We start from the raw sequence: 24,500 nt of genomic DNA, 5'->3' as shown, positions 1-24,500 counted from the left end.
CATATATTACTGAATGGTCAGTTCGAAGCCCATCTCAGAATTTGCAGCTACAACAGAGACCTGGGATATAGGTTGTTGTTGGCTCAGCCTATTGATGCATTCTTCGGCTAGTTTGGGCATTAAAGAACGATTGATAATTTGCTCTACAGCTCGACCTCCTGTCGTTGGATCGGTATTTTTCGCTACGACATAATCAACAAAACCTTTGTCCCAAGTAAACGAAGCCTGATACTGTTCAGCCAGCTTTTTCTTGATGCGATTTAGAGATATCTCAGTAATTTTTGATAGTTCCTCATCATTAAGAGGATAGTAGGGGACAATAGTTGTTCGGCCTAAAAACGCTGGCTTAAAATAGTGTTGTAAATCAGGACGGATAGATTCAAGTAACTCTTCATTGCTCAAGCGCTCATTGCTATTAGAGCACGCGTCACAAATAGCTTGATCTGCAGCATTGGATGTCATGATTATAATCGTGTTTTTAAAGTCAACATTACGACCCTCACTGTCTTTTATATGTCCCTTATCAAAAATCTGATAGAACAGGTCGTGCACGCCCGGATGAGCTTTCTCCATTTCATCTAATAAAAGAACAGAGTATGGATTTCGACGGATAGCTTCGGTTAAAACACCGCCCTCTCCAAAGCCGACATAACCAGCAGGTGACCCAAGTAGCATTGAAATTTTATGCTCTTCTTTAAACTCGGTCATATTGATTATGGTTAGATCGTTGTTTCCACCATATAGTTGCTCTGCAAGAGCCATGGCCGTTTCGGTTTTTCCGACGCCACTTGGTCCACACATTAGGAACACGCCGATAGGTTTACGATTATCAGTTAATCCAGCACGTGATATACGAATTGCTTTCGCTAATTCCTGCTTAGCAACATTTTGACCAATTACTCGTTTATCTAGTTCCTCTTCAAGTGACAGTAAACGAGCGATCTCGTCACTCATCATATTTCCGACCGGAATTCCAGTCCAATTAGCGATAACCTGGGCTATGGTATTTTCATCAACCATTGCATTAACCAGAGGCTCTTCTCCCTGCAGCGCTGTCAGTTTGTCAATAAGATCATTCAGTCTGTCTTGTTTTGATTTATCGACTTTGTCACCAGTTTGTGCATCGCTGATTTCTTGCTGTAACTGCTTAATATCATCGACAAGTTCAATTTCTTGTTCCCAGCGCGACTGATAGTCACTGAGTTTCTTTTCATTGTCGGTAATTAGAGATGCTAATTGCTTAATTTCATCTTCAGAGGTAGCAAATAATGCATTTTCTTTTTCGAGTGCAGATTTTTCATTCTTCTGGTAGCGAATTGTTTGTTCAAGCGCTTCAATGACTTCTGGCTTTGCGCCTTGTGTTAGAGCAATTCGAGCACTTGCCGTATCTAAAAGGCTGATTGCTTTGTCAGGGAGTTGACGGCTGGGAAGGTAGCGAATAGACAAATGGACGGAGGCATCAATGGCTGACTCAGTGATAAAGGCGCCATGATGGCTCTGTAACGATGATGCAATTCCTCGTAACATTTGCTTTGCATCTTCCGCGTTAGGCTCTTCAATAGAGACGACTTGGAAGCGTCGAGTTAATGCGGGATCTTTTTCAAAGTATTTCTTGTATTCAGCCCAAGTAGTAGCAGCGATTGTCTTAAATTCCCCACGAGCTAAGGCTGGTTTAAGTAAGTTTGCTGCATCATTTTGGCCTGCAGCACCACCTGCTCCAATTAGGGTGTGAGCTTCATCGATGAATACGATAATAGGATGATCGCTATTTTTTACTTCATTAATGACGTCTTTTAGGCGGTTTTCAAACTCACCTTTCACACTGGCACCAGCTTGCAGTAACCCCAAATCTAAGGAATGTATTTGGACGCCTTGAAGGGCGCTAGGAACTTCATTGGCTGCAATTCGTAGCGCCAATCCTTCGACAACAGCTGTTTTACCAACACCGGGTTCACCAACCATTATTGGGTTGTTCTGTCTTTTTCGACACAGAATATCAATGGCTTTGCGAACTTCGCTATTACGCCCAGAGATAGGATCGATATTTCCATCAATAGCTTGTTGAGTAAGGTTAGTGGTGTATTTACTCAGTGCGTCATTACCCATAGGTGCTGCCCCATCTGCAGAACCACTATGAGCCGCCGTTTTGGTTTTCACAACGGCAGTTTTGTTTATAAGGCCTTGTAACGATTCTAGAGAAACGTTCTGTAAGCTTTCGAGCTCCAGTGTATTCATACCTAATACATTTTGCTGCAGCATAGCTTGGATAAGGTGTAGACTAATGATTTCACCATGGCCATAGTTAACAGAAGCTATCATCCACGCATCTTTTACGATTTCAGTTAGTGCTTGACTAAGAGTTGGTTGTCCCTCGTTACCTTTGGGAAAACGGGCTATCTTCGAAGATAACTCATTGATTAAGTTATCTTGGGACAAGTTTTGTGATTGAATGAGGCTAGCTAAATGCTGATCTTGCTGTGATATAAGTTGTAATATCCAGTGTTCGGTCTCAATAGAAGGAACATTCTGATTCATTGCCGCGCCAGCTGATACTTCTAGTGCTTGTTTTAGCTCGGGGGAAAGCTTAGCGACTAAATTTGTTAGTGTAACTTGCGTCATACCGTTTTCCTTTCATCTCAAAGGCTGTGATTACCTAGCTCATTATTTAATCTGAAGTCGTTCACTTCAGAAGGATACTTACTATGTGTTGAGGTTTTCGCTCTGGCGCAAGGCAGTCTACTTCGCCTAATTTTGCCGCGTTGTATCTATTACTCGAAAGTCTGGGGCGATTTAAATATTCTCTTTTCACATTCAGATAAACCGAGATTGGGGTATTATCGCCAAGATAATGCTGAATTAACTCTTTCATGTTTTTTGCGAGTAGGGGATCCGACTGTATAGTGATGAGTTCGTTTTCAGTCTTAGGCGTGATATAAACCAAAAGATGGCTGAAATGAGTCAAGCACGTGTTTCCTAGCAAAAAACCATGGCCCACTCTGCTGTTGTAATTTATATGCTTCCCCAATCGGGTTAGTGAGTCTCCAGGCAGCTGGCGTCTTTCGTTTATTTTTGTCGAAACCTTCATTCTAAAGGGAAAATAATCGTTGAGTATTTGTGATAGCGTCTGTAGGTTCCTTTGCCCTTGATTGAGTAACATGGAGTATTGGAAATACTTAGAATGCTTTCGGTCTAATGCCGCTAGATTGTTCAGTAAAGCAGTTTTCTCCGGTTGAATCTCATTTTGAATAACCAACCAGGCTCCAGTTTCTAAGTGACTGACTAATTCAAAATACCTTTGGTTAAATACATCAAGGAAATCCTTTAAGGCATGTTCATCGCGGTGTAAAGAAGATAACAGTTCTTCATATATGTAGTTTGGAATTACCCCTTTTACGCCAGACAAAGCTTGCTTCGCGAGACGCAACTTAAGCCGATTATTCTTTAAAGAAAAATACTGGATTTCACTGGCGTCGCCGGTTGGCATCGCTTCTGCTTTCAATTCAAGCGTTATTCTGTTTGGATTTTGGTTTGTCCAGTGCGTCAGTAACCTCATCGCTTGAGCAAAGTCGTATTGTTGTGGGTGTTGCCTAAGATCGTTTATCAATGACATTAATTTCCCAGTTAGCCGCTACATGGCTAACTGGCTCCCATGTATTTTAGGATATTGCTTTACGACACCATCTCTGCCGTAGATCCTGACCGATACTTGTATATATCTGTCGAAACTACAAAATTGCTGGAAAAATCGATTAAGCACATCACAAAAAGCAAGAAAGCTGTTTTGAGTATCAAGTGTCAGTTCTATCTCGCTACCAGGTGAAAATACGTTCTTGCCCATGATTCGTATGGCTGATACTTGCGATTTAACAGATACACTATGTATTGCCTGTATTTCCTCAGCAGAAAGTTGTTCTCTGCTGCATAGCTGAAGCATTTGTTTGAGTGTTTCGGTAGGATTATCTGCATGCAGTAGTGACGAAAAGTTACCATTTAGTAGACCAACAAATTGCCAGTGGAGATTCAAATTTTGCTCACGCTCAATGGGAGCGGTGGGGGGATATATGGCGCTGAACGTGCCCGGTATATCAATGTTTTCTGAGCATTCCATTTCCCCGTCGATTCCACAGGCTTGTTTACCATTAGTACAAAGTAGGTAGGTACCATACAATTTGCTAAATTCCAGTTCATGTGTTGGTTTGAGACTAATTGCTAGTCTAAATTGCCCAGATAAATCTCTAGAGCTTTGCCAGTAATCAGCATTGACGTCAGATTGATAACTATCACGAAACAAAGGTATTAATGGCTTTTCTCCTTGGGGAGTGATTTCAAATACCTCTTTTACCTCAACAACTTCTATATCGCTATCACTGTGTGCATCAGCGTTGACAGGTATAGTCAGAGACCTTTGATCATAACTGGTAGGTTCTCCAGTTTGCTCAAACAAATTTACCGCAGGTATTACATCAAGTTTAAATACATGGTTGTCGAACAGGCGCATGAACTCAGCGGGAATTGCATGCATAAACAGGTTCAGTTTGACCTCTGAACTATCGAATTCTTTAGCGGCTGATCCAAAATCTTTTAGGCGGAAAAATTGGCGCTTTTCTTTGAAAAAGAAAAACTCACTGATTAGCTGAAAGCCTGAAAACTGATTGCCTTTTTGGGGCAGAAACAAAAAATTTAAGTCGCTAATTCTATTTTTAAGTTTTTCTGCTGGCATTACGATATGTTTATTACAGCTCACATCAGAAACTGATACAGCTTTCGTTTGTCCCAACAGAAGCTCAACAATTGAGTCGGCATTATTTTCAAAACCTTGTACAAACAGATCTAGATCCTGATGATTAAGTTGGGAGAATTGAATACTAGGATCGCCTGTTGAGAGTGAAAGCTGAATGACGGCTGTCGATTGCTCTGTGCTGACGGGGCGGTTAAATTTAAACGGGGCGCTTGATGCTGCGGTATCTATTAGTTGAAATGGAGCTGTTACCAGTTTATCAACGGTCGTAAATTGACAGGTTCGACCTTTAGCATCTGAAGTAAAATGTGACCCTTTTGGAATGGTGGTTGACTCTGGAGTATCTCCTTGGGCAGACAAATGCATGTAAGCAACACTCGGTATGGTTTGGGTGTAGCTAGGATAAATGACATTTAGCAGCCCTTCGACAACTTGCGGTAACTGCTCAGATAATTGTTTCTCTACCGTCGCGTTTAATAGTGAAACTCCATCAAGAAGCCTGGCAAGGCTCGGGTCTTCAATTTTACCTTGGTGAATATTGAGGCGGTCAGCATATTCTGAATGTTGGTGTCCAAACTGTCCGAGTGCACGTCTTACAAATGTTAGCTCTTGTTCAAAGTAACGCATTAAAGGATCAGTCATAGCTATCCTCCGTCATAATTGTTGTAAGATCGTTGAGAGATATTTTTGAGTCAAAGATAAGTTCTTGCTCTCCTCTCGATGTATTGGCTCTAGCAATAATATTAAACACCAGAGCGTTTTCACTTTCGTTGCGCTCTAGCAGCTCCACTATGACTTGAGACAAACGTGGTTCAAAATGGCGAATGTAGCTTTCTAGGCGAATAGCTAGTTGAGCTTGATCTAAACTGGCACTTAACAGCTGAACATCTTCAATCCCAAACCTGAGGTTGGAGCGATGAAGTTCAATAAACCGATCGTCGATGCTCAGTAAAGAAGATTCTGACTCAAGTAGCTTGGTTAGGTGATACTTTATGTCTTCGACTTCTTCGGTTTGAGTTGAACCTTTTGAATCAATAAATGCTTTCCAAAATCCCATTAGCCAACCTCATCAAGCTCTGTGGTCAATACTACTTCACCAGTGAAGTGGTCATATTGATATTGAGGTACAATCCTAAGTGTGCAAATAAAGTTTCCCGCTTGAGTCTCCGACTCGGATACCGATATTTTCGCGAAACTAAGGGGGTACTTGGCTAGTGTTTCTTCATTTGCATAATTAACATTGCTAGAGAATTTTTCAATCCACTGTGTTAGAAAACGTTCACATTCGGAAGCGGTATTGAAGCTTCCCAGCATTTCTCGTACCTGTACTTTTAGGTAGTGTGCGATGCGGCAAGACATTAAGCTGGTTTGGATTTGTGTTAGCACTTTATCATTATCTGATGTTCCACTTTGCCAGATGGAATTATTACCGTTGAAAAAATATTTGTCTGTCAATGGACTTTTTGTGATAGGGATAAATCCGTGTTGGGCGTAAAATGTTGAGATTTTGCCAAATAAAACTACATTGGTTTGCGGTTCTCTGATAAATAAACACTCGTGCTGGTCGATATTAATGACGGCTCCCTGAGATTTATCATTCCAGCGAGATTTTAGAAAACCAAACCAGTTTACCCTATGGTATTCGCGCATTATTGTTGATACTAGGGCAAAGCCAGAATTCCCCCATAATCCACTACCGAGCTCATTATATATGAAACCTACCTTCATGTTTTTGTATTGATGTCTCATGCGTATCAAAGGCATTGCGAAACCTATAAAACGGCAACTTTGCTTGCTACGAAGTGATTGCCACGCATGAAAATCTGGTCCTGACAAGATTTTTTCTATTCTGTCAATATCAGAAAGCCAGTCTGCTCCAGACTCTACAAAAAAATTTTTATTAGGGGAAAAAATCATTGGGCATAATGTGGATTCACCAAGTTTACTTAGTAGTTCAACAGTAAATAGGTCGTCATAGTCAGCGTCGAAATCCATATCAACTGACACAGGGTGGGTAAACAATATGCAACCAAAAGGCTGGCCTCCTAGAGTGTTAAGCTCCTTGTTACCTATTTTATTAAACAAATTTGATGCTTTGATATTGTATGCTTGATTGACATCAGAAGAGACTTCATGCCAATGCATATCTAGGACTTTGACTTTCACCCTTTGATTATTGATGGGCAAGCTCACAAGCCCGTGTATCCCCAACCAACTGCCATGTAAGCTTTTAAATTCGTCATGATGAACTATCTTATCCATCTGGCGCGAGAGCTTCCTGTCTAGTTGAGAAATCATCTTGGCGATGAAATCGATGAGAGAAAACTTGTTATCTAGGGCACTTGGTTGAAGTTCAAACAATACAGACAGCGCCTTTCTGAGAAAGTCGCTGTCTGTATTGTCTATCTCCAAAAATTTTTTTTGCCAATCAAGATTTAAGTTCAGTTGCATATTATTCCTGAGTCATACAAACATATAAACAAGGCCGGGGTTAACCGGCCTGTAATTCGATTAGCCTGGTATTTTGGCAACCATACGAACTGAGGTAGTTAGCTCTTCAAGTTGTAACCAAGGTCTAAGGTGAGCCACCGCAGAATAAGAACCTGGGCGTCCAGGCTGCTCAACTACCTCTATTCTTGATTCACACAGTGGTGTTTTTGCACGTTGCTCGTTACCAATCGCGCCAGCATTGGTGTACTGATCGATCCAAAGCTGAAGTTCTCGTTGAATGTCCGAAGCCTCCAAATTTGAGCCGAGCTTGTCGCGTCCCATTACTTTTAGGTAATGAGCGATACGGCTACTGGCCATAATGTAGGGAAGACGCGCGGAAATTGCTGCGTTTGCTGTTGCATCTGGATCAGTGTACGTTTTTGGCTTTTGAGCTGTCTGACCACCAATAAATACACCGTAATTCGAGTTCTTGTAATGAACGAGAGGCAAGAAACCTAAATCGCTAAGTTCTTTTTCTCTTTCATCAGTAAGATTTACCTCTGTGGGACATTGTTGGACAAGATCTCCTGCGTCAGTTTTGTAGGTTAGGTTAGGAAGGTTCTCGACTTTTCCTCCATTGTCCAAGCCTCGTATTGATGTGCACCAGCCTGATGCTGTATAGGCTTGAGTCATCTTTAAACCGAGGTCATAGGCAGCGTTGGACCAGACCAATTGGTCGTTGCTTGATGGATTTGGATTACCATCCATATCAGTAGCAAGCTCTTCATAGTCGAACAATTCTGTGCCAAGGCCTTTATTACCATAAGGTAAGCGTGCCAAGGTTCGGGGCAAAGTAAGGGTTACATATCTTGCGTCGTCACTTTCACGAAATGCATTCCATGCCGCATAAGCAGGGGAGTCAAAACCTGCTGCAACGGGTTTGCCCTCATCAAATGTGGTGAAGTCATTAAATTCGAACATTTGTGCATTGGCTGCAGCAACAAATGGAGCATGACAGGCAGCCGCTACTTCACCCATATAGCGAAGGAGAGCCACATCCTCATCTTTAGCACTGAATTCGTAATCACCAATGAAAGTTCCATAAGGCTCACCACCAGCAGTACCAAACTCTCCTTGATAAACAGCGTTAAACAGTGGGCTGCGATCGATTGCAGGCGCATCTTCAAATTGGTCGAGCAGCTCTTCCTGAGTGAAATCAACCATTTTTATCTTTAAGTCTCGACCGAGCTCACTTTCTTTTACCAGTTTCTGTATGCCCCGCCAAGAACCTTCGAGCTTTTGAAAGTCCTCCTGCTGCATTACCTCAGATAATTGCTTGGAGAGCTTCTTATCAATTTCTAAAATCGCATTTTCAATAGTCTTAGTAACATTCTTATCCCATGTTACTGTCCCAGAAAGCGCTTGTTCAGCAAGAACTGAAAATAGCTCCTTAGTTGTGTCGGCGGGGGTTTGAGTTGTTGCTTCTATCGCTCGGTCAAGAAAACTCAGTGAGCCTTCTGCCGCTTCCGCTTGCGGTTGATTTTCAGCTTCTGTACTCATTATTCGCCTCCTTCTTTACTTACACCCAGTTCTTCAGATAACGCGTTGATCGTATCTGCACTCTGTAGGACTTCTTTAAGCAGCTTCTCTAAATCCCGCGAGCGATCTGCTTTGGAAAGAAGAACTTTTAGTTGGTTGCGGGTTTCAACTAGCTTTTTAAGAGGCTCTACCTGCTCTACAATCGCTTCAGGTTCAAAGTCTTTCATGGAGTTAAATTTGAGTGCAGCTTCGAACTGACTATCATCATCAGCAAGGACGTTGTCGACTTTTAAGGACAATTCTGGTCCCACACGTTTCATAACAGTATCGAAATTATCTTTATCAACATTGTAAAAAGTCCGGTCTTCAACGTCTTCTTTATCCTGCTTATGGCCTGAGTAGTCACCAATTACCCCAACCACAAATGGGAGTTCTTTGGTTTCTACGGCGCCATTAGTTTCCACATCGTAAGTAATACTCACTCGGTTTTTACTTACACGTTTGTGCTGGGAATTCAGTGCCACAGTAGGCCTCCTTACTTAATTGGCTTGCTTATGAGGTGACTCTGGTTACAACCCTATCGAAATCAACCCATTAGCTCTTGTCCATATTTCTATTTTTCTTTAATGTAGGTTGTCTTGAAAATGTTCCATCTACAATATTATGCGGATTTTGCCTTTGCTGTTGAGGTTACTTCAGCTTTAGTTGTATCGAAGCCTACCTCTGGACCTTTCTCTATTTTTCCTCCTTCGTCCTCTACGTAGTAAACCATGTTAATTATGGTGTAGGTCAAGGAGAAAGACTCATTGGGTAGACTACCGTCACTGCCAGCTAGGTTGTAACTTGATATCCGTGCAGCCTCGAGAGTCAATATAAGATAAGGATCCGCGCCATTCCCTTCACGGTTTGGTTTGGTCATGACTATTTCTACTTTATTGCCTTTAGGGCCAGGAGCGTATAAAAATGAGGTTATGTATGGGCTTGCCCCATCACATGAACGTGTTATGTTAACTTCTCCCAAAGCTACCATTCCTTGGTCAGCGTTATTGGCATTACCGACATCAATACCAACGCCTCGTACCGCGTTCCAAGAGAAACTATCAATAGCAAAGAACCCGTCTTTACCACCGATTTTTTCTATTGTAGCCGCTCCCTTAGGGACAGTATTACCATCAATCTTCATGAAAATAGAAGCCATTGTGTTCTCCTTTGCTAATTAGCATATAGTGTGTTACCACTCGAAATTACTAATCCCACTATCAGACTGAGTACTTGTGTCATTTGGAGAGGGACTTTTACTGTGTGCTACAGTCTCAGATGAGTCTGAATCTTTCGGTGGTTGTGTGTTTACATCTGTCTCTACAAGCCCAGACGGTTGGGTGAATGCTCTGTTTAGTGATGGGGGAATACTGCTAAGCTTTGTGGGTTCTAAGTTGTCCATACCAGAAACTTGATTGATATGGGTAATCGCTCCTGAGTTACCACCTGTCATCTCGTTTAATAATTCAGGTAAGCTCATGTGGCCCCAACGAATTGCACGTTCAAGTAAAAATGGAATAGGGCTGTGTGGCTCTGTTTTTTGAAAAAAACGTGAAATTTTACGTAGCTCGTGAAAGGCTTGGTCGCGACTTGAAATAACATGAACGACAGAGCCCGGTTGATTAGGTTGACCTTGTCCAACTGCTGCACTTTGATTATTTGCTAGGGGAGTCTGCGTCATGCTCGAAGTTACATCAGAAGGTTCTGAGCTTGAAGAGCTTTGTTCAACACTTGTCGCACCTTGTAATGATTCAAAGTTGATGAGTTTGAAATTAGTGTCTAGTGGCCAAGGAGCGAACCTATCACCAACAAGATATTGTATTGCATTGAGAAGATCAGAGAGATTTGCTTTAGCATACTTAAAGCTGACCGGAGAAACATTTACTTTCTGGCACGCCTGAGCGATGAGCTTTTCCGCTGTGTCGAAGTTCTGATAGGCACTAGCAAGATCACTGACGACAGTTTCCATTTCGTTGGAGTATAGTGAATAGGCAGACTCTTTTAGCTCTGATAGGGTTCCGCTTCGCTCTGCCCTCAAAAAATCACCAAATGTAACGTGTCCGATAAGGTCAGTCATTTGTAGTGGCATGAAAAGCGCAGTTGAATCTTGGGTTTCACCCACGAGTTGGAGAAGCGGTTTGATCCTAAATTCTGTTAGCTCTTTATTACGTCCATCTTCGTCATTACTTTTTAGTTTATCTGCAGGAGGCTGAGGGTGAAGGGTTTCCCAAAATTCTTCGATAATTTTTACCAAAACTTTTGTTACATCAGCGAGGTTAGTATAAGGGGAAGAAGTAAATAGTTGGCTGGTAATAAACCAACCTAGTAGTTCGGTATCTTTTGTTTGGGATGTTAACGCATCAAATGTGGTAGTACGCACCAAATTCCAATTAGTGTCGTTCGCTTCGATAAGTGCTTCATCACCTGAAGCGTCAGGTGTTTCAACTAACTGTCGAAATGATGATTGCGCTGTATTGTAGTGATTTCGCAGAGTACGGTAAGCACTTCTGTCCAACTTGAGATAGCTACCTGATGGTTGCTCTTCAGATATAGGTTTCAATAACGCATCAACATCTACCATATACAGTCCATCTTTAGCCTTTGACAAGAAAAATATAATCTATTCAGTTATTTGTTATTTGTAAGTAAGAACCTGCATATCAAATTCTAGATGGTTTTTCGCAAAAAACTTCATTGAATTCATTATTTTATTAAAATGGTGATCGGTTTCTAAAAAACTGATGTTGCATCCTGTTAATGTCGTTAATTTATTCAGTAATAATAATAGGTTACATATTCATGACACTCTAATATGAGTTATTTTAATAGCTCATAACTGGTTTTTTCTCATTACAGAGAATGCAGAAAAAGTTAACCTCCGATAAGAACTGTCGGCATTCCGAGAACAATTGAGCCACCATGTGCGGTGGTATCTCCCATTCTTGCTGCGGGCTTACTATTAATTAATACGGTAGCACTTCCCTTAACGATTGAATCTGGCGGGCCCACGCATACAACGATATCCCCAAGTGTAGCTGCTGGCATATTTCCTATTAGAACAGTCGGAGCTCCAGGTCCAGTAATTGGTCCACCAACGTGAGGGATAGGAGGAACCGCCGGTGTTTGCATTGGGCATACATGCATATCTGTAAGTCTGGCGGCAGGGAGAGTCATATCAGACCTCCGTTTCCACCTTGTGCAATATCAATTGCTGCTATAACGGCGTTTTCATAGTAGGTGGAGGTTTGATCCCACACTGGTAAGGCAGCGGCGTGATTAATGGCTCCCGCGACCGCTTTAGCGTACAAATATGGGTCAGGTAATACAGTCGGTAAGTCTGGCGCCACTATACTCCCAGAGCCGTTCCAAAATACCGCCTGGCTAACCCAAGATGGCCCACAATTGAGTTCTAATCGATTTGCAAATAACTCAGACTTTCTGCGCAGTTCTTCAGACGGAGATAATGCCCAGTGCTTTGTAGTATCCAATGCCATTTTTTGAGCATCATTCCAAACATCATTGCGAGAATATAGACAACATAGTGCCCACCAAATACTTTCTCTAACAGGTAACGCATGGGCGAGAAACTGTACTAGATCATTATAAAGTTCTGACTTTTGCAAACTCACTATCACTTGCTCTATCGGAAGTTCGTCATTGATACACTCCTTAGCTTCATCAGAAGCTTGAAACCTTGGCATAATTTGAGAACTGCTTTGATAGGGGATTTTTTTATACATAGTTTTAATTAACCTTAACAATCGCACCTTTCAACTCACCTAATACACCGCCGTCGAAAGTCCCTTTTAGACCTGACTTGAATTCAGCGCTTAATGAACCTTCAGCACTTAACGTGGTATCTGCTTTCATCTCTATGCTTAGTCCTTTTATACTATTTGAAGTGGTTGCTTCAAGTGCTGTAGTCGTGCCTGATATTTTATTTGCGGATGTCGCTTTACTGGTAACATTGGTGCCTTCTAAATCCAGCGCACTGCTTGCTTTTATGTCTATGTTGGTGGCTTCTATTGATATTGAAGAAGAAGACATCGATATTTTGCTGGACCCAACCTTCAAGTCAATGGTGTCATCAGCCTCTAGCGTAATGGTCTTTGCTGAGCCACTCATATCCTTAGTAACAGATAAAGTATAGCTATCTTCGGTTGTTATTGTCATAGCTTTGGTAACGGTTTGGCTCAACTCTCCTTTCACGGTTTCTGTATGATTATTTTCAATTTCTTGTGAGATATCTTTTGCTGCATGAAGGTAAATAAGCTCATTGTCCTTTTTATCATCGAAATAGAGTTCATTGGCTTCTGCGGTTAATTTAGTTTTTATACCGCTTTTGGTTGTATTCTCTTCTTTGTAAGGAGGAGCATTATCGCTGTTATAGACACTTCCAGTGATAATGGGCTGGTCGGGATCTCCATCAATGAACGAAACTAACACTTCTTGACCTACTCTAGGAATAAACTGTGCACCATAGCCACTACCAGCCATCATTTGGGCGACTCGTACATAGCAACTGGTTTTGTCACCACTGGCTTCTGTATCCCAGTGGAATTGAATTCTTACGCGTCCTTGATCGTCTTGGTTTATCTCTCCTGCTGTGTTTCCTGCAACAGTCGCGCTTTGTAATCCTTTTACAGACTGCTTTCCTTTGGGCTTTGGATAATTGGGTGTCGCTTTTGGTATCAGTCGAACTTCGGTGCTGCACTGAACATCGTCTTTGTAATGTGTGGCTATGCCAACGACGGAAAAATCACCTAGCTGTGATTTATCCAAGTGGCTACTTAGGGAAAACCAAGTAGCGATATCAAACATATCGTGTTTGGCATGAGCTATGACGGATTGATAGTCTTGTTCAACATATTCAATTCTTCTTTTAGCGAGGTTACTTGAAAGATCTGTCATGTTGCCGCTTACACCTAGCTCCGGATAGAGCACAGAAGTCAATTTAGTGTTATTTGCTACTGTATTACCGCTTTTTTTTGCTTTACTTGTTACCAACTTGGACTGCGAATAGTCATAAGCTGTCAATTCAATGCTGGCGCCATGGAAGTCCATAACAGGAACCCAAGATTCTATGAGTGGTAGGCTTCCTGATGGTGTTTCTTGCATATCAAACTTAGCCACATCTGCTTTGGTATACGGAGAAGTGGCGTCTTGAATCACCATTGTGTGCTCGCCGGATTGATGCTCAAAATAGAAGTGCAACCCCTCTTCTGCAAGCAATCGAATAACGAAGTCATAGTCTGATTCGTCGTACTGAAGGCAATATTCTCTCTTGGTGGAGGGCAAACTTGAAAGCTTATATTTGCCCTTAAAACCAGCATTATCAAAAATATCACTGATTATGTCTTTAGTTGTTTGGGTTTGATAAACACGGAAAGAGTGGGTATGTGTAAGTAGCCAAAACCAAGGCTTGAGTATGACGCGAAATTGCATGAACTGGAAATTGGCATCCAACCCCATTTGTTCAATGCGAGTTATAACACCATTGAATGTCCTTTGTAGTTTGTTGCTGCCAGATTCGTTGCTATATCGATTGATAGTTAGGAGCTGACCTAACTGGTCTTGAGCATCAAACGTTGAAGAGACGATCGTTGCAGTGATTTCAAATGGAATAGACAGGGCCTGAGTGACGATAAAATCGCTAATTAAGTGTTCTTGGCTTTTATAATCTTTCGCAGACATTAACCCTGCCGATGCTGAATACTTATCAGGCATAGAATATCCTTATCTTAAAAAGTCTTTATAAATTATATTGATATGCGTAAATCTAACCGGATTAATACAAAGTAGCAGTTAATTCATAGTTAATAAATCTCGCTTGCTGGGATACTCGATAACTCTCATTCAAAGTAAACTAATGTGTGAGCTATCTTTGTATTTTGCAAATTTATCTGCTGTCCACTACGAGCAAAACGGCTTTTTTGTAGGCAAAACTCATACTTTCGATTTCATTTTTACTTCGCCAAATAGACTCAACAGGTGGCAATATCACGAAAAACACTAACGGTTCATGGTGAAGAGAACGCCAACGCCGATCTAAGTCGTTTTTCTTGTGTATGTTCATATTGATGGTAAGAACAAGGCTATCTTGGGCTAGTTCTGAATTAGGGATTTTACCCAGTTCGTGCACCGCCCCCCAAAGTGTATCAAGTGATCTTTCTTGGACACTTCGCAAAAAGAGTTCAAATTCGAGACCAGCTGGATCATTGTGAATTGTAGTACTCAAGCGATGTTTTAACCTAATACCACCAATAAATGGAAGTGCATGCTCTGCACTCATAGTAGCGCTTTTTGACAGCGGGCAAAGCTGAATAGAACTGTTAGGGTGCTTGCTGGTAAAAACCTCACAAGTAAATTGTTTGATTATTGACTCTAGCGCATGATGAAACAGACTGGTTTGAACATCACTTATCGATACAGCAGAGCTTACTTCTGCTTCATTGAACACTATCTTAGCTACGTCATTTACGCCTTGGAAGTCTGAGACGCTGACATAGCGATTTGATTTGATCGCTTTGATAACAACATTGTTTGTCTCTATTAAAGTAAGGCTTTCATCTGAAAAAATACTATTTGATAACCGAGGATAATATGGTTCTCTTGTGGTTGAAGAAAAGTAAGAGCATGAACTAAGAATGGTACAAGCAACAGTTAGGATTACCGCTTCTATTATGTGGGTGCGCATTCGACTACCTTCTCCTTACTGCACTAATCAAAAGATATTAGCGACATGCTCATTTAAGTTCATATCACTTATTGTGCTAACCCAAGATTAAGTCACAAAAGTTTATGTAATGAACTTAAATCTTCTCTAGAAAATACGACCTATGATCGATATCTATCACTTTATGAGAAAGGTTGTCGACAATGATCTGGTTTTAGGCGTAATAGTTTGGAATTTTTGTTAATTAATCCATAACATTGTAGACAATGTAGCTAATCCACTCGTTAGTCATGAATGAAGACCTCGTTTCTCGAATTAAAATACAACTCGCAGAGAGAGAAAGCACTAAATCAGAAAATTTAACCGAGCTCTTAATAGATGTCATTGTCACCGGAGCAATCGAGTCCGGCAGCAAGATTTCTGAACCCGACTTAGCCAAGCGTTTAAACGTGAGCAGGGGGCCTTTGAGAGAAGCTTTAATGCGGATTGAAGGGTTAGGGCTAATCGAACGAATTCCCCATGTGGGGGCGAGAGTTGTCAAGCTGTCTGCTGAAAAATTAATTGAAGTGTACTCTGTTAGAGAGGCACTGGAAGGCATGGCTGCAAGGCTAGCTGCTAGGCACATCTCAGAGGACGAGATAGTCGGTTTGGATAAATTGCTTACAAAACACTCTGAACATATTGATGAAGTTGAGGGGAGCTCATATTTTCACCAGCAAGGTGATTTCGATTTTCACTATCGTGTAATATTAGCCAGTCGTAATAGTAAACTTATCTCCTTATTATGTGATGAGCTATACCATTTACTTCGTATGTACAGATATCAATCTCCGCGTTCTCAATCTAGGCCTAACGAAGCATTAAGTGAACACAAGCTGATACTCAAAGCGATAGAAAATCGTGACGAAGAATTGGCTGAACTTCTTATGAGACGGCACATTTCAGGCAGTAGAAAGTTAATAGAACAACAAATTATAGTGACTCAAAATGATTAGAAGGAAATAGTCATGGGTTTATCTCAAGGTGCAAAGTTTAGGGCAGCAGTAGAAAAAAATACTCCATTGCAAATTGTTGGAGCTATCAATCCTTACTGCGCAATGATGGCAAAAAATTTGGGGCATCAAGCCATTTACCTATCTGGTGGTGGTGTGGCCAATGCTTCTTATGGATTACCGGATCTCGGTATTACCACCCTTAACGATGTTTTAGTGGATGTAGAACGTATCAGCAACGCGTGTGACCTTCCTCTTTTGGTCGATATTGATACAGGATTTGGTGGTGCGTTTAATATTGCGCGCACAATAAAAGCAATGGAAAAAGCAGGTGCAGCTGCAATACATATGGAAGATCAAGTTGCACAAAAGCGTTGTGGTCACAGGCCTAATAAGGCGATAGTAAGCCAGCAAGAGATGGTTGATCGTATTAAAGCGGCGGTCGATGCCCGTGAAGATTCAAATTTTGTCATTATGGCCAGAACAGACGCGCTTGCCGTTGAAGGGATGGACAAAGCAATAGATAGATCTATAGCCTGCGTTGAAGCCGGGGCTGATATGGTGTTTCCTGAAGCAATGAACAAACTCAATCAGTATGCACAATTCTCCAAAGCTATAGGTAAAGATGTCCCAATATTGGCTAACATTACTGAATTTGGTCAAACCCCTCTATTCAACACCCAGCAGCTAGCAGAAGTAGGAGTTGATATGGTGTTGTATCCACTCAGTGCATTTCGTGCCATGAACAAGGCTGCAGAAACTGTCTATTCTCACCTTTTAAAAGAAGGTAATCAGGAAGAACTCATTGGTATGATGCAGACGCGCAGTGAGTTGTATGATCATCTCAATTATCATGATTATGAGCAAAAACTAGATACGCTTTTCTCGCAAGAAAGCAATTAGTATGGTGTAAAGGTTCTTATATTCAATAACGTTAAATGAGTTTGGTGATCAGTAAGTACGTTTAAATTGCCAAACAGGAAAGGAGTTCGATATGTCAACTAAACAGTTAGGTGGCGCAGGCTTGAGAGGCCAAAGTGCTGGAAGCACAGCGTTATGTACAGTAGGTAAAACAGGAACCGGCCTTACCTACCGAGGCTATGATATTCATGATCTCGCGAACAATGCACAGTTTGAGGAGGTCGCACATCTGTTATTGCGAGGGCACCTCCCTACTCAGCAAGAACTAGATGCTTATAAAACACGCCTGATCAGCCTTCGTGGTTTACCAGAAGAAGTTAAAAAAGCGCTTGAGCTTCTCCCACGCGACGCACATCCTATGGATGTGATGCGTACAGGGTGTTCTGTTTTAGGAAACATTGAACAAGAGTCTGACTTTTCTGGGCAACTTAATGCGACAGAGAGAATGTTAGCTTTGTTTCCTGCAATTATTTGTTACTGGTACCGGTTTAGTCATGATGGAGTGAAAATTGACACGCAAGATCAGTCACAAAACTGTATTGGTGGCTACTTTCTGAAAATGCTGACAGATAAAGAGCCGAGTGAGCTACACAAGCAAGTTATGCATTGCTCGCTGATTTTATATGCAGAACACGAGTTTAATGCGTCAACTTTTGCAGCGAGAGTATGCGCATCAACCCTTTCTGATATTCATTCATGTATTACGGCTGCAATTGGCACGTTAAGAGGGCCTTTGCATGGTGGTGCCAATGAAGCGGCAATGGATATGATCCAAGATTGGCAAACTCCCGAAGAAGCTGAGTCTAATATCATGCAAATGTTGGCCAACAAAGATAAAATTATGGGTTTTGGTCATGCTATTTATAGAGAAAGTGATCCAAGAAACGCATTAATTAAACGTTGGTCTAAAGAGTTGTCAGAGCAGGTAGGTGACAAACACCTATACGCTGTTTCTGAACGAGTAGAGGCCGTTATGAAACGTGAAAAAGGGTTATTCTGTAATGCTGACTTTTTCCATGCTTCAGCCTACCACTTTATGGATATCCCCACTAAATTGTTCACACCAATATTTGTCATGAGCCGATTAGCTGGCTGGGCTGCTCATGTATTTGAACAGCGGGCAAACAATCGCATTATTCGCCCTAGCGCGGATTATACAGGGCCAGACGCACAAGAATGGCTACCTATCGATAGAAGATAGGGAACATAACTGTTATGCCAAGGCTTGTGTTTCTGTATCAAGCCTTTTTACTTTTATGGGTTTATACCGAGTCATACATTCTGGGCTTAGGCCTTTTATCAGCTTGACCGTTTAACCTGTTCACAGCTGTTATCAAGATCACCCAACAACATAATTTCTATCACTTTGAGGCAATTATACGACTATCCAGAGTGATATTCAGATGGAAGTAATACAATGAGCTGTAATGTTAACGCTGATTATCGTAAACCGCTTTCGGGATTCGACTTGGATTTTTTTGATGCGCGCCAAGCCATCAACGATATTTCTCTCGGAGCTTATGACCGCTTGCCATATACCTCCCGCGTACTTGCCGAACAGTTAGTACGCCGGTGTAGTCCAACAACTTTAACCGAATCACTGAAACAGTTAATCGAACGCAAGAGAGATTTGGATTTTCCATGGTATCCTGCTCGAGTAGTGTGTCATGACATTCTTGGTCAAACCGCTTTAGTGGATTTAGCTGGGCTACGTGATGCGATAGCTGAGCAGGGCGGTGACCCTGCGAAAGTAAATCCTGTTGTCGAGACGCAATTGATCGTGGATCACTCATTGGCGGTGGAACATGGTGGTTTTGATCCTGATGCATTTGAGAAAAATCGAGCCATTGAAGAGCGCAGAAATGAGGACCGTTTTCATTTTATTGAGTGGTGCAAAACGGCGTTTGAAAATGTCAGCGTTATTCCTGCTGGCAACGGCATTATGCACCAAATAAATCTAGAAAAAATGTCACCCGTTATTCAAGCCAAAGATGGTGTCGCATTTCCCGACACGTGTGTTGGTACGGATAGCCATACTCCTCATGTTGACGCGCTTGGCGTGATCGCAATTGGTGTAGGGGGCCTAGAAGCAGAGACAGTCATGTTAGGTCGCCCTTCGATGATGAGGTTACCAGAGATAGTTGGTGTAAAACTGGTGGGTAAACGCAGCCCCGGAATTACCGCAACAGACATCGTTTTGGCCATTACAGAATTTTTGCGTGGCACTAAGGTGGTCTCATCTTACCTCGAATTTTTTGGCGAAGGTGCAAGCAGCTTAACAATCGGTGATAGGGCAACGATTTCTAATATGACGCCTGAATATGGCGCAACGGCTGGTATGTTTTATATTGACGAGCAAACACTCCAATATCTCAAACTAACAGGGCGTGACTCTCAGCAAGTCGAATTGGTTGAAAAATACGCTAAGCAAACTGGGCTGTGGGCCAGCGACTTGCAGGAAGCTGAATACGAACGTGTGTTGGAGTTTGATCTTTCTTCAGTGACCCGAAACTTAGCGGGTCCTTCAAACCCTCATCGCCGTTTACCGACTGCTGAACTTGGTTCAAAAGGTATTACTGGGAAGTGGGATGATTCAGAAGGTCGATTACCCGATGGAGCAATTATTATCGCTGCGATTACTTCGTGTACGAATACAAGTAATCCGAGAAATGTTGTCGCTGCTGGACTTGTCGCCAAAAAGGCAAATCAGTTAGGGCTTGAGCGCAAGCCTTGGGTAAAAACCTCTTTTGCTCCCGGATCAAAGGTGGCTAAAATCTTCCTTGAAGAAGCAGGGCTATTGCCCGAAATGGAGAAGTTGGGTTTCGGAATAGTCGGATACGCTTGTACAACCTGTAACGGTATGAGTGGTGCTTTGGACTCTGACATTCAGCAAGAGATTATCGACAGAGACTTATATTCCACCGCCGTTCTGTCTGGTAATCGAAATTTCGATGGCCGCATTCACCCGTACGCTAAACAAGCGTTTTTAGCTTCGCCCCCTTTAGTTGTTGCTTATGCCCTTGCGGGGACAATTCGATTTGACATTGAGCGCGATGCGCTGGGATATAGCTCTGACGGGCAACCAATTTATCTCAGTGACCTTTGGCCTAGTGATGAAGAAATTGACCAAACTGTCGCTGAATACGTTAAACCAGAGCAGTTTAAACAAGTTTACATACAGATGTTTAAACTTGATGAGCAACAAGCCAATAGTAATCCTTTGTATGATTGGCGCCCGATGAGTACCTACATACGTCGTCCTCCATATTGGGAAGGTGCGTTAGCGGGTAAACGAGCACTATCTTCAATGAGACCGTTAGCCATATTAGGGGATAACATCACTACAGATCATTTATCACCTTCCAATGCCATACTCGCTTCAAGTGCAGCTGGAGAGTACCTTTCAACCATGGGAGTCCCCGAGCAAGATTTTAACTCCTACGCAACACATAGAGGGGATCACCTTACTGCTCAGCGAGCTACGTTTGCTAACCCTAAACTTTTCAATGAGATGGTTTGCGAAAATGGTGAGGTGGTGCAAGGTTCTCTCACTCGTATTGAGCCTGAGGGTGAAATATCTCGTATGTGGGAAGCCATTGAAACTTATATGAGTCGCAAGCAACCTTTAATCATTATTGCTGGCGCAGACTATGGTCAAGGCTCTTCAAGGGACTGGGCTGCGAAAGGAGTTCGCTTAGCTGGCGTTGAGGTGATTGTTGCCGAAGGGTTTGAAAGGATTCACAGAACAAACCTTGTAGGGATGGGAGTGCTACCGCTTGAGTTTAAACAGGGAGAAAACCGAAAAACACTCAGACTTCATGGTAGTGAAGTTTACGACATAGTTGGAAATATTCAGGCAGGTGTAGATCTTAGTTTAATCATTACACGCAAAAACGGTGAACGCTTAGAGACTTTGGTAACATGTCGTTTGGATACACAAGATGAAGTCTCAGTATACGAGGCTGGTGGTGTGTTGCAGCGTTTTGCTCAAGATTTTCTTGCTCAGTAGGAGGAATAATGGCAAGTCATCAAACCAATCAAATAAAGGTTGCAGCAACTTATATGCGCGGTGGGACGAGCAAGGGCGTTTTTTTCAATATAAGCGACTTACCTCCTGAAGCGAAGGTGCCTGGAAAAGAGCGTGATGCATTTTTATTGCGGGTAATTGGCAGCCCTGACCCCTATGCAAAACATATTGACGGTATGGGAGGAGCAACGTCAAGTACTAGCAAAGTTGTCATTCTCTCCCCAAGTACTCAACCTGATCATGATGTAGATTACTTATTTGGCCAGATTTCGATTGATAAGGCATTGGTCGATTGGAGTGGCAATTGTGGAAATCTCTCTGCTGCGGTAGGCCCTTTTGCTATACACACTGGTTTAATGTCACCCGAACGCATCCCTGAAAACGGAACTTTAGCGGTCAGGGTCTGGCAAGCCAACATAAAAAAAACTATCGTCATTCATGTTCCTATTAGAGATGGAGTAGTACAAGAAACTGGCGACTTTGAGTTAGATGGAGTGACGTTTCCGGCGGCAGAAATTCCTGTTGATTTTATGTCACCTGCAGATGGCAAAAGTAATATGTTCCCGACAGGAAACTTAATCGATGATCTCGATGTTCCAGAGGTTGGTACATTCAATGCTACGTTTATAAACGCAGGCATACCAACCATATTTATGCAAGCCGACTCCCTTGGTTATACGGGGACCGAACTTCAAGATGACATCAACAATGACCTAAATGCGTTGGATAAGTTTGAGAAGATTCGTGCTTATGGGGCATTGAAGATGGGGCTCATAAGCAATATTGAGGAAGCCGAAAACCATCAGCACACACCTAAAATAGCGTTTGTTTCTAAGCCTAAAAGCTACCACGCATCAAATGGTAAATACATTTCTGAAAACGATGTGGATTTACTTGTTAGAGCTCTATCTATGGGGAAGTTGCACCACGCCATGATGGGGACGGCTGCAGTAGCCATTGCTTCAGCCTCATGTGTCCCAGGAACGCTTGTTAATCTGGCCGCTGGTGGCGGTGAAAAGCACTCAATCACATTTGGACACCCGTCTGGTGTACTAAAAGTTGGTGCTATTGCCAGTCACAAGGAAAAAGGTTGGGTGGTTGAAAAAGCAGTGATGAGTCGAAGTGCACGAATCATTATGGAAGGTTTTGTTCGTGTTCCTTCCGATACTTTTTAAAGTAAGCCTGTTAAATCGCTACAGGCCTTAATCCTATCTGGACATACGGGAGGATACGTTATGTCTGCCTATCAGAAAGAATATTTATTGGCCAAGGAAGATCCCAAACTGTTTTGGCAAAGCCAAGCGGACAATATTGATTGGTTTAAAAAACCGACCAAGATTTTAGAGCTTGATAATTATGGCATTGAACGCTGGTTTACCGATGGTGTCCTCAATACATGTTGGTTGGCACTAGATTATCACTGTGAGCAGGGGCGGGGTGACAATGTCGCTCTAATTTATGACTCTCCGGTTACAGGAAATAAAAGCCAATACACTTATCATGAGTTACGAGACCAAGTATCGAAAGTTGCTGGTATGCTTGCTAGTCAAGGGGTAGAAAAAGGCGATCGGGTGATTATTTATATGCCTATGATCCCTGAGGCCGCTATGGCTATGCTGGCATGCGCAAGACTAGGTGCTATCCACTCCGTGGTGTTTGGTGGCTTTGCTCCCCATGAACTTGCGGTTCGAATTGATGATGCGCAGCCCAAAACCATTATGACGGCTTCTTGTGGGATTGAATTCACGACAGTGATTCCATATAAGCCTCTTGTCGATAAAGCGATTGAACAAAGTCATTGGAAGCCTGAAAAAGTATTTGTGTTCCAGCGCCCTGAGTGTCAAGCCGAGTTAGCTCATCCTTATGATTTAGATTGGCAGCAAGAAGTTGAGAAAGCCCAACCTCACTCATGTGTTCCCGTTTCGGCTACTGACCCTTTATATATTCTCTATACATCCGGAACGACAGGTAAACCTAAAGGTGTTGTAAGGGACAATGGTGGTCATGCTGTTGCGCTCAAGTACTCTATGAGCGCGATTTATAATGTTGCTGAAGATGGCGTTTATTGGGCCGTCTCCGATGTTGGTTGGGTATTAGGCCATTCATATATTGTTTATGCACCTTTGATCCATGGTTGTAAAACTGTCCTATATGAGGGAAAACCAATAAAAACGCCGGATGCTGGTGCATTCTGGCGTGTCTGCGCAGAACATAAAGTCAATGTTTTGTTTGCTGCTCCCACCGCTTTTCGTGCTATAAAGAAAGAAGACTTTGATGGTGTCCATATTGAAAAATATGACTTATCCAAGTTACATACAATTTTCATGGCTGGTGAGAGGCTTGACCCTCCAACTTTAGCTTGGGCACAGGAAAAAGCAGGTAAACCCATCATTGATAATTGGTGGCAAACCGAGACGGGCTGGCCTATGGTCGCAAACCCTATCGGAATTGAGCCCATGACAGTTAAGGCTGGCTCATCAACCAAACCAGTACCCGGCTACAACATAGAAATACTCAATGAACAAGGGGAGGTTTTAGGGCCTAATCAGCAGGGCTTTATTGCTATTAAACGTCCTTTACCCCCCAGTTGTCTGCCCACGATATGGCGCAACCATGAAAGGTTCGAATCTGGCTATCTAAATGTATTCCCCGGTTACTATATATGTGGTGATGGTGGCTATTTCGATAGTGACGGATATTTGTACATTATGGGCCGGGTTGATGACGTAATTAATGTCGCAGGGCATAGGTTATCAACAGGGGAGATGGAGGAGGTCGTTGCTGCTCATCCAGCTATTGCCGAATGTGCCGTAGTGGGGATCAGTGATGAATTAAAAGGACAATTGCCTCTGGGTCTTGTTGTGCTCAAGGATGGGGTTAAGGTGGATGACAATCAACTAGAGGGCGAAATTGTTGATGTTGTACGAGAGCAAATTGGCGCGGTTGCCTGTTTCAAGCAAGCTCTCGTCGTCGAACGTTTGCCAAAGACTCGATCGGGTAAAATTTTGCGAAAGACCATTCGACAGATAGCCGACGGGGAAGAATATACCGTTCCTTCCACAATTGACGATCCAAGTAGTTTAAGGGAAATAGAGAAAATACTAGAGCGCTAGATTAACGTATTGAATAACCACCAAG

The 24,500-nt window shown here is 42.4% G+C and carries 19 protein-coding genes; 6 read left to right on the top strand and 13 right to left on the bottom strand.

The window, feature by feature from the left end; all coding sequences use genetic code 11:
• Positions 1–6: 6 nt before the first annotated feature.
• From tssH to DPF90_RS07795, 13 genes are all read right to left on the bottom strand, one after another.
• Positions 7–2,619 (bottom strand): type VI secretion system ATPase TssH, encoded by a 2,613-nt coding sequence (gene tssH, locus DPF90_RS07855; protein WP_114785782.1) that lies wholly within the window; start codon positions 2,617–2,619, stop codon positions 7–9.
• 61 nt (positions 2,620–2,680) lie between these two features.
• Positions 2,681–3,610 carry a type VI secretion system baseplate subunit TssG gene (locus tag DPF90_RS07850; RefSeq protein ID WP_114785781.1) on the bottom strand — a complete coding sequence of 310 codons (930 nt, stop codon included), beginning with the start codon at positions 3,608–3,610 and terminating at the stop codon, positions 2,681–2,683.
• 18 nt (positions 3,611–3,628) lie between these two features.
• Complete coding sequence (tssF, locus tag DPF90_RS07845) at positions 3,629–5,380, bottom strand: type VI secretion system baseplate subunit TssF (RefSeq protein WP_114785780.1); 1,752 nt, start codon at positions 5,378–5,380, stop codon at positions 3,629–3,631.
• On the bottom strand, positions 5,373–5,795 hold the full coding sequence (tssE, locus tag DPF90_RS07840; RefSeq protein WP_114785779.1) for a type VI secretion system baseplate subunit TssE: 423 nt from the start codon (positions 5,793–5,795) through the stop codon (positions 5,373–5,375). Before tssE ends, tssF begins: the two co-directional genes overlap by 8 nt.
• The gene (locus DPF90_RS07835) at positions 5,795–7,189 is read right to left on the bottom strand and encodes a type VI secretion system contractile sheath domain-containing protein (RefSeq protein WP_114785778.1); all 1,395 of its coding nucleotides are present in this window, start codon (positions 7,187–7,189) and stop codon (positions 5,795–5,797) included. Before DPF90_RS07835 ends, tssE begins: the two co-directional genes overlap by 1 nt.
• Positions 7,190–7,249: 60 nt before the next feature.
• Positions 7,250–8,728, bottom strand: a complete 1,479-nt coding sequence (gene tssC / locus DPF90_RS07830; protein ID WP_114785777.1) for a type VI secretion system contractile sheath large subunit — start codon at positions 8,726–8,728, stop codon at positions 7,250–7,252.
• Positions 8,728–9,231 (bottom strand): type VI secretion system contractile sheath small subunit, encoded by a 504-nt coding sequence (tssB, locus tag DPF90_RS07825; protein WP_114785776.1) that lies wholly within the window; start codon positions 9,229–9,231, stop codon positions 8,728–8,730. The genes tssC and tssB overlap by 1 nt, the downstream gene beginning before the upstream one ends.
• Positions 9,232–9,368: 137 nt before the next feature.
• A complete protein-coding gene (locus tag DPF90_RS07820) occupies positions 9,369–9,905 on the bottom strand; it encodes an Hcp family type VI secretion system effector (protein WP_114785775.1) in 537 nt (178 codons plus the stop codon).
• A gap of 33 nt (positions 9,906–9,938) precedes the next feature.
• Positions 9,939–11,327 (bottom strand): type VI secretion system protein TssA, encoded by a 1,389-nt coding sequence (locus tag DPF90_RS07815; protein WP_114785774.1) that lies wholly within the window; start codon positions 11,325–11,327, stop codon positions 9,939–9,941.
• 290 nt (positions 11,328–11,617) lie between these two features.
• Positions 11,618–11,920 (bottom strand): PAAR domain-containing protein, encoded by a 303-nt coding sequence (locus DPF90_RS07810; RefSeq protein ID WP_114785773.1) that lies wholly within the window; start codon positions 11,918–11,920, stop codon positions 11,618–11,620.
• On the bottom strand, positions 11,917–12,486 hold the full coding sequence (locus DPF90_RS07805; protein WP_114785772.1) for a DUF6931 family protein: 570 nt from the start codon (positions 12,484–12,486) through the stop codon (positions 11,917–11,919). The genes DPF90_RS07810 and DPF90_RS07805 overlap by 4 nt, the downstream gene beginning before the upstream one ends.
• Before the next feature lie 4 nt (positions 12,487–12,490).
• Positions 12,491–14,473, bottom strand: a complete 1,983-nt coding sequence (locus tag DPF90_RS07800) for a type VI secretion system Vgr family protein (protein WP_114785771.1) — start codon at positions 14,471–14,473, stop codon at positions 12,491–12,493.
• Between the two features lie 172 nt (positions 14,474–14,645).
• The gene (locus tag DPF90_RS07795) at positions 14,646–15,443 is read right to left on the bottom strand and encodes a hypothetical protein (protein WP_114785770.1); all 798 of its coding nucleotides are present in this window, start codon (positions 15,441–15,443) and stop codon (positions 14,646–14,648) included.
• A gap of 269 nt (positions 15,444–15,712) precedes the next feature.
• On the opposite strand from DPF90_RS07795, the gene DPF90_RS07790 reads away from it, so the two are divergent.
• The 6 genes from DPF90_RS07790 (at position 15,713) to DPF90_RS07765 (ending at position 24,475) form a co-directional block, all read left to right on the top strand.
• Positions 15,713–16,417, top strand: a complete 705-nt coding sequence (locus DPF90_RS07790) for a GntR family transcriptional regulator (RefSeq protein WP_114785769.1) — start codon at positions 15,713–15,715, stop codon at positions 16,415–16,417.
• A gap of 12 nt (positions 16,418–16,429) precedes the next feature.
• Complete coding sequence (gene prpB / locus DPF90_RS07785; protein ID WP_114785768.1) at positions 16,430–17,317, top strand: methylisocitrate lyase; 888 nt, start codon at positions 16,430–16,432, stop codon at positions 17,315–17,317.
• A 91-nt stretch (positions 17,318–17,408) separates the two neighbouring features.
• Positions 17,409–18,536: a bifunctional 2-methylcitrate synthase/citrate synthase gene (prpC, locus tag DPF90_RS07780; protein WP_114785767.1), complete on the top strand. Its 1,128-nt coding sequence runs from the start codon at positions 17,409–17,411 to the stop codon at positions 18,534–18,536.
• A gap of 216 nt (positions 18,537–18,752) precedes the next feature.
• The gene (gene acnD, locus DPF90_RS07775) at positions 18,753–21,344 is read left to right on the top strand and encodes a Fe/S-dependent 2-methylisocitrate dehydratase AcnD (protein WP_114785766.1); all 2,592 of its coding nucleotides are present in this window, start codon (positions 18,753–18,755) and stop codon (positions 21,342–21,344) included.
• A gap of 8 nt (positions 21,345–21,352) precedes the next feature.
• The gene (gene prpF, locus DPF90_RS07770; protein ID WP_114785765.1) at positions 21,353–22,537 is read left to right on the top strand and encodes a 2-methylaconitate cis-trans isomerase PrpF; all 1,185 of its coding nucleotides are present in this window, start codon (positions 21,353–21,355) and stop codon (positions 22,535–22,537) included.
• A 60-nt stretch (positions 22,538–22,597) separates the two neighbouring features.
• On the top strand, positions 22,598–24,475 hold the full coding sequence (locus DPF90_RS07765) for a propionyl-CoA synthetase (RefSeq protein ID WP_114785764.1): 1,878 nt from the start codon (positions 22,598–22,600) through the stop codon (positions 24,473–24,475).
• Positions 24,476–24,500 lie beyond the last annotated feature (25 nt).

This window comes from Vibrio tetraodonis (assembly GCF_003350295.1).
Taxonomy (GTDB): Bacteria; Pseudomonadota; Gammaproteobacteria; order Enterobacterales; family Vibrionaceae; genus Vibrio; species Vibrio tetraodonis.
This window is presented reverse-complemented; position numbering and strand designations above follow the sequence as displayed.